The organism is Thiobacillus sp. 65-1402 (assembly GCF_001897685.1).
In the GTDB taxonomy this organism is placed as follows: Bacteria; Pseudomonadota; Gammaproteobacteria; order Burkholderiales; family Thiobacillaceae; genus Thiobacillus.
On sequence record NZ_MKUG01000099.1, the window covers coordinates 1 to 13,020 of the forward strand.

Sequence of the window (13,020 nt, forward strand, 5' to 3'; positions counted from 1 at the left end):
CTTTGGGCAATATGTCGAGACCACCGAGCCCGGCCCGCGCTGGCATCTGCCGTGGCCGATCGAATCGCGCGAAGTGGTCAACGTCGATCAGGTGCGCACCGTCGAAATCGGCTACCGCAACACGGTAAAGAGCAAGGTGCTGAAAGAGTCCCTGATGCTGACCGACGACGAGAACATCATCGATCTGCAATTCGCGGTGCAGTACATCCTGAAGGACCCGAAGGAATTCCTGTTCGTCAACCGCGCGCCGGAAGATACGGTGTTGCAGGTGGCCGAAACCGCGATGCGCGAAATCGTCGGCAAGAACAAGATGGATTTCGTGCTGTATGAAGGCCGTGCCGATATCGCTGCACGTGCCAAGGTGCTGATGCAGCAGATTCTCGACCGCTACAAGACCGGCATCAGCATCAGCCAGGTAACCTTGCAGAATATCCAGCCGCCCGAACAGGTGCAGGCCGCGTTCGACGATGCGGTGAAGGCGGGGCAGGATCGCGAACGCCTGAAGAACGAAGCGGAAGCCTATTCCAACGACGTGGTGCCGCGTGCCCGCGGCCTGGCCTCGCGACTGAAGGAAGAAGCCGAGGGCTACAAGCTGTCGGTGATCGCCAATGCCGAGGGCGAGGCCAGCCGCTTTGCGCAAATTTTTGCCGAATATCAGAAAGCGCCCCAGGTGACGCGCCAGCGTATGTATCTCGATACCATGCAGACCGTGATGAATAACACCAGCAAAGTGCTGGTAGACCAGAAGGGCGGCAACAGCCTCCTGTACCTGCCGCTCGACAAATTGCAGCAGATTGTCAGCCAGCCCTACAGCGGCGCGCCCGAAGTGCTGTCGCAGCAGCCGGCCGCGCCGGCGCCGGCCCCCGTGGATGCGCGTTCACGTGACGCTTTACGCAGCCGCGACCGGGAGGATCGGCCATGAGCAGGAATCTGGGTCCCGTACTGATTGGCCTGATCGTGCTGCTGGCGGTGTTGAGCGGCAGCATGTTTACCGTCGACCAGCGGCAGAACGCCATGGTGTTCCAGCTGGGCGAAGTGGTGTCGGTGAAGAAAACGCCGGGACTGTATTTCAAGCTGCCGCTGGTGCAGAACGTGCGTTACTTCGATACCCGCATCCTGACGCTGGACGCGGCCGACCCGGAGCGCTTCATCACGTCGGAAAAGAAGAACGTGCTGGTCGATTCCTTCATCAAGTGGCGCGTGATCGATGCGAAGCAGTTCTACGTGTCGGTGGGCGGCGACGAAATGCGGGCGCAGATCCGTCTGAACCAGACCGTCAACGACGGGCTGCGCGCCGAGTTCGGCAAGCGCACTGTCAACGAGGTGGTGTCGGGGCGCCGCGAGGAAATCATGAGCATCATCCGCAGCAAGGCCGACGCTGACGCGCGCAAGATCGGCGTGCAGGTGGTGGACGTGCGGATCAAGCGGGTCGACCTGCCGGAAACGGTGTCGGAAAACGTCTACCGCCGGATGGAGGCCGAGCGCAAGCAGGTGGCCAACGAACTGCGTTCGACCGGCGCGGCCGAAGCCGAAAAGATCAAGGCCGATGCCGACAAGCAGAAGGACGTGATCGTCGCCGAGGCCTATCGTGATGCCCAGCGCGTCAAGGGCGAAGGCGACGCCAAGGCGGCGGCGGTGTATGCCGCGGCCTACGGCAAGAACGCCGAGTTCTATGCGTTCTATCGTTCGATGCAGGCGTATCGCGAAAGCTTCAAGAGCAAAAGCGACGTCATGGTGCTCGATCCCAGCGCCGACTTCTTCAAGTACATGAAGAACCCGCGTGCCGCCGGCGGTCAATGACCGGCCTCGACGGGCTTGCTGCAATTGGCTTGCTGCTGGTGATTGAAGGGGTCCTGCCGTTCGCTGCGCCCGCCATATGGCGGGACGGTTTCCGCCGGATGCTGGAACTCAGCGACGGCCAATTGCGTTTTATCGGTGCCACCTCGATGCTGGGTGGCCTTTTTTTGTTGATGATGTTGAATTGATGTGGCCGAACTGAGATGACCGCCTGGTTGCTCCCTGAAAACGTCGAGGATATATTGCCGCCGCAGGCCTGGCGCATGGAAGACATGCGCCGCGCGCTGCTCGACCTGTTCCGCAGCCGCGGCTACCAGCTGGTGATTCCGCCGCTGATGGAATACCTCGATTCGCTGCTGACCGGTGTCGGCGCGGACCTCGACCTCAAGACCTTCAAGCTGGTCGACCAGCTCTCCGGGCGGCTGATGGGCGTGCGCGCCGACATCACGCCGCAGGTGGCGCGCATCGATGCGCACCTGCTGGCCGCCAACGCGGTGAATCGCCTGTGCTATGCGGGCAGCGTGCTGCATACCCAGTCCGCCGGCTTCCATCGTTCGCGCGAACCGATCCAGATCGGTGCGGAGCTGTATGGCGAAGCCGGCGCCGAAGCGGATCTTGAAATCCTCACCCTGATGCTGCAGGGCTTGTCCGTGTGCGGCGTGAAAACGGTGCAGCTCGATATCGGCCACGTCGGCGTTTACCGTGCGCTGGCGCAGGAAGCCGGCTTGAGCGGCGATATCGAGCACCAGCTGTTCGGCGCGCTGCAGACCAAGGACGGCAGCGCCGTGGCGGTGCTGACTGCAGGCTTGCCTGTGGCGTTGCGCGATGCCTTTGCCGCGCTGCCGCAGCTGTATGGGGATCGCAGCATGCTGGCCGAGGCGCGTGCGCGCCTGCCGCGGCTGGCGGCGGTCGATGCGGCGCTGGATATGCTGGCGGCGCTCGACCAGGGATTGAGCGGCGTCGAGGTGGCGTACGATCTGGCCGAACTGCGCGGCTACGGCTACCACAGCGGCGTCGTCTTCGCGGCGTATACCGGCGGACGCAGCCATGCGATTGCGCAGGGCGGACGCTACGATGAGGTGGGGCGGATATTCGGCCGGGCGCGCCCGGCCACCGGTTTTAGCCTGGACTTACGCGAACTGGTCATCGCCAGCTCGGGGGCACAATAAAGGGAGATCGCAGCATGGCAGCAAAAAACGTCGTCGTCATCGGCACCCAGTGGGGCGATGAGGGCAAGGGCAAAATCGTCGACTGGCTGACCGACCGCGCGCAGGGCGTGGTGCGTTTCCAGGGCGGACACAACGCCGGCCACACCCTGGTGGTGGCAGGCAAGAAAACCGTGCTGCACCTGATCCCGTCGGGGATTCTGCGCGACAGCGTCACCTGCTACATCGGCAACGGCGTGGTGCTGTCGCCGACCGCGCTGATCGAGGAAATGGACATGCTGCTGGCCGCCGGCGTCGACGTGGCGAGCCGCCTCAAGATCAGCGAAGCCTGCCCGCTGATCATGCCGCACCACGTCGCACTCGACCGTGCCCGCGAGATCGCCAAGGGCGCCGGCAAGATCGGCACCACCGGGCGCGGCATCGGCCCCGCCTACGAGGACAAGGTGGCGCGCCGCGCGCTGCGCCTGCAGGACCTGTTCCACCGCGAGCGCTTTGCCGCCAAGCTGGGCGAAGTGCTCGACCACCACAACTTCATGCTGAAGAACTTCTACAAGGCCGATACCGTCGACTTCAACCAGTCGCTCGACGAGATGATGGGGCTGGCCGAGCGGCTGAAGCCGATGGTGGCCGACGTGCCGCGCAGCCTGTACGAGGCCAACAAGGCGGGCGAGAACCTGCTGTTCGAGGGCGCGCAGGGCACCCTGCTCGACATCGACCACGGCACCTACCCGTTCGTGACCTCGTCCAACTGCACCGCCGGCGGCGCCGCCACCGGCGCCGGCGTCGGCCCCAACACGCTGCATTACGTGCTGGGCATCACCAAGGCCTACACCACGCGCGTCGGCTCCGGCCCGTTCCCCACCGAACTGTTCGACGACGTCGGCCAGTATCTCGGCGAGAAGGGCCACGAATTCGGCGCCACCACCGGACGCGCGCGCCGATGCGGCTGGTTCGACGCGGCTGCGCTCAAGCGCTCGATCCAGATCAACGGCGTGTCCGGCCTGTGCGTGACCAAGCTCGACGTGCTGGACGGCCTGGAAACCGTGCGTGTATGCGTGGGCTACAAGATCGACGGCGAGGTGTGCGACATCCTGCCGGTGGGAGCGGAATCGATTGCGAAGGTCGAGCCGATTTACGAAGATCTGCCGGGATGGAGCGAATCGACCGTCGGCGTGCAGGAATTCGACAAGCTGCCGCAGAAGGCGCAGACCTACCTGAAGCGGATGGAAGCCTTGTGCGAAGTGCCGGTGGACGTGGTGTCGACCGGACCGGACCGGGTGGAGACCATCGTGCGTCGCCACCCCTACGAGTCGTGATGTCTACAATAAACCGTACCAAAGCAAAAAGCCGACACGAGGTCGGCTTTTTGCTTACAGCGTTTGGTGCCCAGAAGAGGACTCGAACCTCCACAGTGTTGCCACCGCTAGGACCTGAACCTAGTGCGTCTACCAATTCCGCCATCTGGGCAGGTAAGGCGCGCATTCTAGAGAGCACCGAATAAATTGTCAACGAACATGACTTCAAAAAAATCGCGCAGTCGCGCAAGCAAGCACAAAATCCCGGCGATTCGCCTGGCCGACCCGTTCTACGAACGTGAAACCGAGCGCTACGAGTCGCCGCTGCCGAGCCGCGAATACATCCTGCAGCTGCTGACCGAGGCGGGCTGTCCGGTCGACGCCGACGCCTTCGCCGAACAGTTGCACATCACCGACGACGAGTGGGATCTGTTCCAGCGCCGTCTCGGCGCGATGCAGCGCGACGGCCAGCTGATGCTCAACCGCAAGCGCCAGCTGTGCCTGCCGGACAAGCTCGACCTGATCAAGGGCCGTGTCGAAGGGCATCCCGACGGCTTCGGCTTCGTGGTGCCGGACGAGGGCGGCGACGACCTCTACCTGTCGCCCAAGGAAATGCACCGCGTGCTGCACGGCGACCGCGTGCTGGTGCGCGTGGCCGGCTTCGACCGGCGCGGGCGGCGCGAGGCCAAGATCGTCGAGGTGCTGGAGCACGTCAACAAGCTCGTCGTCGGTCGCTACTACCTCGAGGGTGGCGTCGGCTTCCTGATCGCGGAAAACCGCCGCATCAACCAGGACATCCTCGTCCCCGCCGAGCATGCCGGCGCCGCGCAGCCGGGCCAGGTGGTGACGGTGGAAATCCTCACCCAGCCCGGTGCGCACAACGAGGCGGTGGGGCGGGTGTCCGAGGTGCTGGGCAGCTTTACCGGCCCCGGCATGGAAATCGAGATCGCGCTGAGGAAGCACGACCTGCCCTACGTGTTCCCGCCGGAGGTCGAGGCGCAGGCATCCAAGCTGCCAAGCAAGGTGCTGAAAAAGGACCTGGCCGGCCGCGAGGACATCCGCCACCTGCCGCTCGTCACCATCGACGGCGAGACCGCGCGCGACTTCGACGACGCAGTGTACTGCGAGCCGCTTGGCCGCAGCGGCTTCCGCCTGGTGGTGGCGATCGCCGACGTCAGCCATTACGTGCAGCCCAGGGATGCGCTCGACAGCGAAGGCTTCAACCGCGGCAACTCGGTGTACTTCCCGCGCCGCGTCATTCCCATGCTGCCGGAGGCGCTGTCAAACGGCCTGTGTTCGCTCAACCCGGAAGTCGACCGCCTGTCGATGGTGTGCGACATGCGCATCACCACGGCGGGGTCGATCAAGGAATACCGCTTCTACCCGGCGGTGATCCATTCGCACGCACGCCTTACCTACAATCAGGTATGGGACTGGCTCTCCGGCGCAGCCAAGCCGGAGAAGAAGCAGGCCGCGCTGATGCCGCATTTGGAAGCGCTCGACAAATTGTTCCGCACCCTGCTGAAGGCACGCGCCAAGCGCGGCGCCATCGATTTCGGTTCGACCGAGACGCAGATCAATTTCGACGACCAGGGCAAGATCAAGGAGATCGTGCCGGTGATCCGCAACGACGCCCACCGCATCATCGAGGAATGCATGCTGGCGGCCAACGTCTGCGCGTCGGATTTCCTGCACGAGAACAGGCAGCCGGCGCTGTTCCGCGTTCACGAAGGCCCGACCGCGGAAAAGCTCGCTGCGCTGCGCGGCTTCCTCGCCGAGTTCGGCCTCGACCTCGGCGGCGGCGACAAGCCGCACGCCAAGGACTACGCCACGCTGCTCGACAAGATCAAGGACCGTCCCGACCATGGCCTGCTGCAGACCGTGATGCTGCGCTCGTTGAAACAGGCGATCTACAGCCCCGACAACAAGGGGCACTTCGGTCTCGCCTACGAGGCCTACACCCACTTCACCTCGCCGATCCGCCGCTATCCCGACCTGCTGGTGCATCGCGGCATCAAGGCGGTGCTGAACGGCGAGAAACTGCCCGCCAAGGGGCTGGCGGAAATCGGCCTGCACTGCTCGATGACCGAGCGCCGCGCCGACGATGCCACCCGCGACGTCGACGCCTGGCTGAAAACCTATTTCATGCGCGACCGCATCGGCGACGAGTACAACGGCACCGTCAGCGCGGTGACCAGCTTCGGCATATTCGTCGCGATCGACGAGATCTTCATCGAGGGGCTGGCCCACGTCTCCGAGCTCGGCCAGGATTACTTCCACTACGACCAGGCCAAGCACATGATGCTCGGCGAGCGCACCGGAAAAAAATATCGCCTGGGCGACCGCGTGCGCATCAAGGTGATGCGCGCCGACATCGAGACCAGCAAGATCGACTTCGCCCTGGTCGAAGTAGTCGAGACGGCGGAAGAGGTCGCCGCGCCGAAAAAGAGAACGGCCAAGGCCAAGGGTAGCAAGCAGAAATGAGCGATAAATCCGTCGACAGGCACGCCGCGGAAAAACTCATCTACGGCTTTCACCCCGTGCTGGCGCGCCTGCGCCAGGATCCCGCGGGCATCTTCGAAATCTACCTCGACCTGACCCGCCGCGACGCGCGGGCGCGCGACCTGGTGCATCAGGCGAAGGACAACGGGGTCAAACTGGCGCAGGTCGAAGCCGACCGCCTGACCCGCCTGGTCGGCAAGACCGCCAAGCACCAGGGCGTGGTCGCCCGCGTGAAGCCGGTTGCACTCACGCACTCGCTCGACGAGGTACTGGAAAACATCCAGGGCCCGCCGCTGCTGGTCATCCTCGACGGCGTCACCGATCCGCACAACCTCGGCGCGATCCTGCGCTCGGCCGACGCCTTCGGCGTGCACGCCGTGATCGCGCCGAAGGACAACGCCGTCGGCGTCAACGCCACCGTGGAAAAGGTCGCCTCGGGTGCGGCGGAGACCGTGCCTTACATCATGGTCACCAACCTCGCGCGCACCATCGAGGACCTGAAGGAACACAATATCTGGGTCATCGCCGCCGACATGGACGGCGAGCAGCCGCTGTCCGGCATCGACGCCAGGACCGGCATCGCCTGGGTGCTGGGGGCGGAGGGCGCGGGCATCCGGCGGCTGGTCAAGCAGAGCTGCGATCAGGTCGCGCGCATCCCCATCGGCGGCACGGTGGAAAGCCTCAACGTGTCGGTGTCGGCAGCGTTGTGTTTGTATGAGACGGTGCGGCAGCGCGGCGGATAGGAACTACAAACCGTGGTTCGCCCCCCGTTTTGGAGCCGCCTCTTATTAAGTCGTAATGTCATCACGCTATGACCGAACAAATTTCAGAGCAGGCCGACAAGTTCGATTTCGCGCGTCATGAGCAGGCTGCTGTTTCAGACTACCTGCGCGTTGTGGGTTTCTATTCTGAGCTTGCCACGTCAGCGAAACGCATCGCCGACGAAGCGCTTAAGCGTCGAGGTATTCAGGTTCATTCAATTGAGGCACGTGCAAAAGATCCCTCAAGTTTTGGAAGAAAAGCTGCGAAGCCTTCAAAGAATGATCCGAATCGGCCAATGTACTCAAATCCGATCGAGCAAATTACTGACCAAGCGGCTATCCGGATCATCACCTTCTTTCCACGTACGATCGAGGAAATCGACGAGATGTTACGAAGTGAGTTTTCCGTTATCGAACACTTCGATAAAGGGGAAAGCTTGATTGAAGAAGAACGTTTTGGCTATCAAAGTGTTCATTACTTGATAACACTCAACCCTGTCAGAACATCGCTACCAGAATATGAGAAGTTTGGGACCGCAAAAGTCGAGGTTCAGGTTAGAACTATCTTGCAGCATGCATGGGCGGAAATTGAGCACGATATTCAGTACAAGTCATCTGTCACAATTCCACGAGACATTAAGAGGCGCTTCATGTCTCTTGCCGGTTTGCTCGAAATTGCGGACCGAGAGTTTCAGGCAATTCAAGATGCCGACCGGGATCTCACAGAACGCGCTGAAAATCTCATTTCGGCCGGTGAACTGCAAACAGTTGAGATAACCCCTGGCGCGCTAAAGGCTTACCTGGATAAGACACTTGGGCCTGATGGACGCATGTCCGACTTCTCATACGACTGGACTGTACGTTTACTGCTTCGGCTTGGGTTCACATCATTGGAGCAGATTGACCAATGCATTAAGCCTTACGATGGCAGTCAGATATCCCGTCTAATTGATGGAACACGGCAGGGGCAACTTACTCGTTTCGAGTACATGTTGCTGGCTGGCATGGGCGAGAAGTTCATCCTGCGGCATCCATGGCAATCGGAGGTCTGGTTCCAGAGTAGTAGACGAAGAATCATCGAGATGCTCAATGAGAAGGGTATCCAAACCGGCTGGTTTGATCCAATACCTGCCGAACCGCCTCAATTTGACCCATTGAGTGACACTGAAGTCATAGGCTCAGACTAGCCCATTGCTTCGATACATGATTAAGGGGCAGGCGTCACGCCAGCTCCTGCAGACGCAACAGGCGCGCTTCCTCTTCCTCCCGCGCGTCGTCTATCTCTCGCATCACCCCCTCAAGATCGACCGGTGGCTTTTCGCATTCAAACAGCCCAGTGAGTTCGGTCTCGGGGTGCAAGTTGCCGTGTTCGTACAGCGCCCAGATCTCCTCGGCGTATTGCGTCGCCAATAGCGCCGGCGCGAACTGGCCGAAGTAGGTGCGCAGGTTGTTCACGTCGCGCGCCAGCATGGCCTGGGCATGGTTGTTGCCGGCTGCATCGACTGCCTGCGGCAGGTCGATGATCACCGGGCCGTCGGCATCGATCAGGATGTTGAATTCGGACAGGTCGCCGTGGACGACGCCGGCGCACAGCATGCGCACGACTTCGCGGATGAGCGTCTGGTGGTGGGCGAGGGCTTCGTCTTCAGTGAACGACACGTCGTTGAGCCGGGGCGCGGCGTTGCCGTCGGCATCGGCCACTAGTTCCATCAGCAGCACGCCTTCATGGAAGTTGTATGGCGTGGGCACGCGCACGCCGGCGGCGGCGAGCCGGTACAGCGCATCGACCTCGGCGCTCTGCCAGGCGGCTTCCTGCATCTGGCGGCCGTATTTGCTGCCCTTGGCCATGGCGCGCGCCTGGCGGCTGTTCTTGGTCTTGCGGTTTTCGGTGTAGTCGACGGCCTGGCGAAAGCTGCGCTGCTTGGCTTCCTTGTAGGCCTTGGCGCAGCGGATGTCGTCGCCGCAGCGCACCACGAAGACCAGGGCTTCCTTGCCGCTCATGAGCTGGCGCACGACGCCGTCGATGAGGCCGTCCTCGAGCAGGGGTTCGAGGCGTTTGGGGATTTTCATCGGGTATCGATCTAGCCGCGCACCTTGCGGTACGCCTCCAGCAGGTGCCGGTGCATCGCGCTGCCTTCGAAGTCGCTGCCCAGTTTGCTCAAGCCGAAAAAGCGTTCGTCCTGGTTGAACAGCGCGAACGCCCGTTCCAGCGTCTCGCGGCCGTACAGCAGGACCAGCGCGGGTTCGAAGGGATTGGGGTCGCCGAGCCGGACGAGGTCGGCGATGCAGCGGTAGACCTTGAGGCGCGCTTCGCTGCGCTGGCCGTACTGGGCGATCCAGGTGCAGCCTTCGAGGATGGCGTCGTCGTCGCCGAGGGCCAGCGCGAGCAGCAGCTTGAGTTCGCCGACGCGCAGATCGGTCCACGGCGAATCGGCATCCGGCGCCAGGCCGATCAGCACCGGCACCAGGCGGTCGTCGGCGAGTTCGAGTTCGCCGATGAGGTCGAGTAGATCGGCGCATTCGTCGTCGCTGAGTTCGGGCAGGCGCGCGAGCGCCGGGCGGATCAGGTTGCCGACGCTGTTGTTCTCGAATTCGAGTTCCTCGAACGGGTAGATCTCGGACACGCCGGGCACCAGGATGCGGCAGGCGTAGACGCCCAGATGTTCGAAGTCGGCGATGTAGATCTCGTGCCCGTCGGCGTGCAGGGCGCCGCACGACCACGCGTAGTCTTCTTCGGTGCTGGTGCCGAAGTTCCAGTCGACGAAGTCGAAGTCGGGGGTGTCGCGCAGGAATTGCCAGGAAATCACGCCGCTGGAATCGACGAAGTGGATTTCCAGGTTCTGCGGGTCGGCGATTTCGGCTTGGTCGAAGCCGGGGGCGGGGAAGCCCGCCAGCGAATCGAGCGCGCGGCCCTGCAATAATTCAGTCAACGCGCGCTCCAGCGCCACTTCGAAGCGCGGATGCGCGCCGAAACTGGCGAAGCAGCCCTGGTCCTCGGGATGCAGCAGGGTGACGTTCATCACCGGATAGCGGCCGCCGAGCGAGGCGTCCTTCACCAGGATGCCGAAGCCGGCGCAGCGCAACGCGCGGATGCCGGCGGCGATGCGCGGATAGCGGTCGATCACGTCTTCCGGCACGTCGGGCAGGCACAGGCCTTCCTCGATGATGCGGAACTTGGTGTGACGTTCGAAGATTTCCGACAGCGCCTGGGTGCGCGCCTCCATCGGCGTGTTGCCGGCCGACATGCCGTTGCTGACGTAGAGGTTGCCGATCAGGTTGACCGGGAAGTACACGGTTTCGCCGTCGGAAAGCCGCTGGTAGGGGATGGCGCAGATGCCGCGTTCGATGTTGCCGGAATTGAGGTCGATCAACTGGTCGGCGCGCACGCTTGCTTCCGGGTTGTAGAGGCCGTGCAGCGCGGGCGTCAGCAGGCCGCTTGGCCAGGCGTCGTCGCCGTCGTCGAACGCGAACCAGCGCTCGGCGGGATTGTGGACGTAGGAGCGGTTGGCGATGGCGTCCCCCAGGTAGAAATGGGTCCAGAAATAGTTGCTCGACAGCCGCTCGAAATATTCGCCCAGCGCGCTCGCCCGCGCCGCCAGCTCCGAGGCGCCCTTGCCGTTGGTGAACAGCAGCGGGCAGTCGCGGTCGCGGATGTGCACCGACCAGACGCCTTCCACCGGATTGAGCCAGGAGCGTTCCTCGATGTGGAAGCCGGTCGCTTCGAGCCTGGATTGCAGGGTGGCGATCGACGCTTCGAGCGAGGCGTCCTTGCCGGGAATGAAGTGCTCGGTGGCGTGCATGAGATGGCTCTTTTCTGAACAGCGAACAGCATAAGCGATGCGTCAAGTGCGGCGTAAAATGAATGCCGACGATCCGTAACCTCGCTGGCTGTCTCCTGCCCATGCCTAAGCGCCTTTCCTGCTTGTTGTTGTTGCCCGGTCTTGCGTTTGCAGGCCCGGCGGCGGCCGCCCAGACTTTCGGCCTGGACGGCGGCCAGGCAGCGCTGGCTGCCCGTCCGCAGGCCGAGTGGGTGCGGCAGGCGCAGACGCTGGAAAAACACGCCGACTGGCCGGGCCTGCTGGCGTGGGGGCAGGCCTGGGCGCAGATCGATGCGGGAAATGCGCTGGCCTGGTTCGTTCAGGGGCGCGCACTGGGCGAACTGGGGCGGTTCGCCGAAGCGATCGCGGCGTATCGGCGGAACCTGCGTCTCGACCCCGGCGATGTGCTTGCGCGCAACAATCTGGGCAATGCCTGGCGCGACAGCGGGCGCCCGCGCGAGGCGATGCAGGCGTATCGCGCGGCGCTGGAGATCGACCCCGGCTATGTCCAGGCCTGGCACAACCTGGGGCTGACGTTTTATCTCGTCAAAGGGCAGGCGGGGGTGGCGCAGGCGCTGCACAAGCTGCAGGCCGCCGACCCGGCGCTGGCCGAGGTCTGGCGTGCACTGGCGGTCGAATATTCGATCACGCGCGACGCACGGGTGGCGCACGAAGCGGTGCGGGTGCTGCGCGGCCTGAGCGCAGCCGAACGCGCGCGCCTGTTCGGCATCCTGTTTGCCGACAGCTGACCGTCACCCCGTGCGCTGCTCGAACTCCGCCACCGCCTGCCGCAAGCGGCTGGCTTCCTGTTCCGGCCGCATCAGGCTGCGCCGGGCACGCGCGTGGCCGAGCAAATCGGCATAGAAATCGGGGTCGGTCTCGGCCATGGCCATCAGCCGGGCCAGCCGCCTTGCGTCGCCCACCGGGAAATACCCGGGGTAATCCTCGCCCAGCATGCCGACGTTGCCGGGCATGTGCGAAGCCAGCACCGGCACCTCCGCCGCCAGGGCCTCGCAGATCACGTTGGCGCCGCCTTCCATCACCGATGGGATGACCATGAGCTGCGCGCGCGACAGCCGTTTCAGCACCGTCTTGTGCGGCACCTCGCCGAGCCAGTGCCAGCGCGGCAGCTTGCTTTGCGCCAGCGCCGCGGTGTCGGCCATCTCCTTGCTCAGGGCGCTGCCCAGATGCGTCACCCGGATGCGCGAGTGTTCGGGCAGATAGGCCGTCGCTAGCGCCACCCGGAACGGGTCTTTTTCCGCGCGCAGGTGGCCGATCACCAGTACCTCGAAGGTGTGGGCAGGCGAGGGCTGGCGGTCGATGTCGGGCGACGACTGGTAAATCACCCGCGCCTTGGCGGCCAGATGCGAGGCCAGCTCGTCGATCCCGCGATCCTGCAGCACGATCAGCCGGTGCGCGAGTTCCAGCGCCTGCCGGGCGTCGCTGTCTTCGCGGATGTCGCGATACAGGTCGGTGCCGGTCAGCGCCAGCAACAGGGGACGGCTCGGAAAGCGCTCGGCAAAGGCGCGGATCGAAGCGAAGCTGCGCCGTGCATGCAGCGCCAGCATCAGGTCGGCCGCGCGTCCATCCCATTCCACCTGCACCCGCACCGTGTGGCCCGCCTCGCGCAGGAAATGCGCCCAGCGTGCGGCGGTGTGCCAGTTGCCGTTGCGGTGTTCGC

12 protein-coding genes and 1 tRNA gene are annotated in these 13,020 nt (G+C 63.7%); 9 read left to right on the forward strand and 4 right to left on the reverse strand.

Translation table 11 applies throughout. The features are described from left to right. The 5 genes from hflK to BGO62_RS08140 all read left to right on the forward strand — a co-directional run. The coding region (gene hflK, locus BGO62_RS08120) for an FtsH protease activity modulator HflK (RefSeq protein WP_296641094.1) at positions 1-922 on the forward strand (922 nt) is incomplete at its 5' end. Then, positions 919-1,800 carry a protease modulator HflC gene (gene hflC / locus BGO62_RS08125; protein WP_296641097.1) on the forward strand — a complete coding sequence of 294 codons (882 nt, stop codon included), beginning with the start codon at positions 919-921 and terminating at the stop codon, positions 1,798-1,800. The genes hflK and hflC, both read left to right, overlap by 4 nt. Then, positions 1,797-1,985, forward strand: a complete 189-nt coding sequence (locus BGO62_RS08130) for a DUF2065 domain-containing protein (RefSeq protein ID WP_296641098.1) — start codon at positions 1,797-1,799, stop codon at positions 1,983-1,985. The genes hflC and BGO62_RS08130 overlap by 4 nt, the downstream gene beginning before the upstream one ends. Positions 1,986-2,000: 15 nt before the next feature. Beyond that, complete coding sequence (locus tag BGO62_RS08135; RefSeq protein ID WP_296641101.1) at positions 2,001-2,966, forward strand: ATP phosphoribosyltransferase regulatory subunit; 966 nt, start codon at positions 2,001-2,003, stop codon at positions 2,964-2,966. A gap of 14 nt (positions 2,967-2,980) precedes the next feature. Then, entirely contained in the window at positions 2,981-4,279 is a 1,299-nt protein-coding gene (locus BGO62_RS08140) for an adenylosuccinate synthase (protein ID WP_296641102.1), read from the forward strand. A 64-nt stretch (positions 4,280-4,343) separates the two neighbouring features. Here BGO62_RS08140 and BGO62_RS08145 read toward each other — a convergent pair. Further along, positions 4,344-4,430: transfer RNA gene (locus BGO62_RS08145), tRNA-Leu, on the reverse strand. Between the two features lie 47 nt (positions 4,431-4,477). On the opposite strand from BGO62_RS08145, the gene rnr reads away from it, so the two are divergent. The 3 genes from rnr to BGO62_RS08160 all read left to right on the forward strand — a co-directional run bounded on the left by rnr (position 4,478) and on the right by BGO62_RS08160 (position 8,708). Next, positions 4,478-6,742, forward strand: coding sequence for a ribonuclease R (rnr, locus tag BGO62_RS08150; RefSeq protein WP_296641105.1), 2,265 nt, complete (start codon positions 4,478-4,480; stop codon positions 6,740-6,742). Beyond that, on the forward strand, positions 6,739-7,503 hold the full coding sequence (rlmB, locus tag BGO62_RS08155; RefSeq protein WP_296641107.1) for a 23S rRNA (guanosine(2251)-2'-O)-methyltransferase RlmB: 765 nt from the start codon (positions 6,739-6,741) through the stop codon (positions 7,501-7,503). The genes rnr and rlmB overlap by 4 nt, the downstream gene beginning before the upstream one ends. A 68-nt stretch (positions 7,504-7,571) precedes the next feature. After that, entirely contained in the window at positions 7,572-8,708 is a 1,137-nt protein-coding gene (locus tag BGO62_RS08160; RefSeq protein WP_296641111.1) for a hypothetical protein, read from the forward strand. A gap of 34 nt (positions 8,709-8,742) precedes the next feature. On the opposite strand, the gene BGO62_RS08165 is transcribed toward BGO62_RS08160, so the two are convergent. Both BGO62_RS08165 and ycaO read right to left on the reverse strand, forming a co-directional pair. Beyond that, entirely contained in the window at positions 8,743-9,591 is an 849-nt protein-coding gene (locus BGO62_RS08165) for a PA4780 family RIO1-like protein kinase (protein WP_296641114.1), read from the reverse strand. An 11-nt stretch (positions 9,592-9,602) separates the two neighbouring features. Continuing rightward, positions 9,603-11,321 carry a 30S ribosomal protein S12 methylthiotransferase accessory factor YcaO gene (gene ycaO, locus BGO62_RS08170; protein WP_296641116.1) on the reverse strand — a complete coding sequence of 573 codons (1,719 nt, stop codon included), beginning with the start codon at positions 11,319-11,321 and terminating at the stop codon, positions 9,603-9,605. A 101-nt stretch (positions 11,322-11,422) separates the two neighbouring features. Between ycaO and BGO62_RS08175 the strand changes: the two genes are divergently transcribed. After that, complete coding sequence (locus BGO62_RS08175) at positions 11,423-12,088, forward strand: tetratricopeptide repeat protein (RefSeq protein ID WP_296641119.1); 666 nt, start codon at positions 11,423-11,425, stop codon at positions 12,086-12,088. A gap of 3 nt (positions 12,089-12,091) precedes the next feature. On the opposite strand, the gene senB is transcribed toward BGO62_RS08175, so the two are convergent. After that, a partial coding sequence (gene senB, locus BGO62_RS08180) for a selenoneine biosynthesis selenosugar synthase SenB (RefSeq protein WP_296641121.1) occupies positions 12,092-13,020 on the reverse strand: 929 nt, incomplete at its 5' end.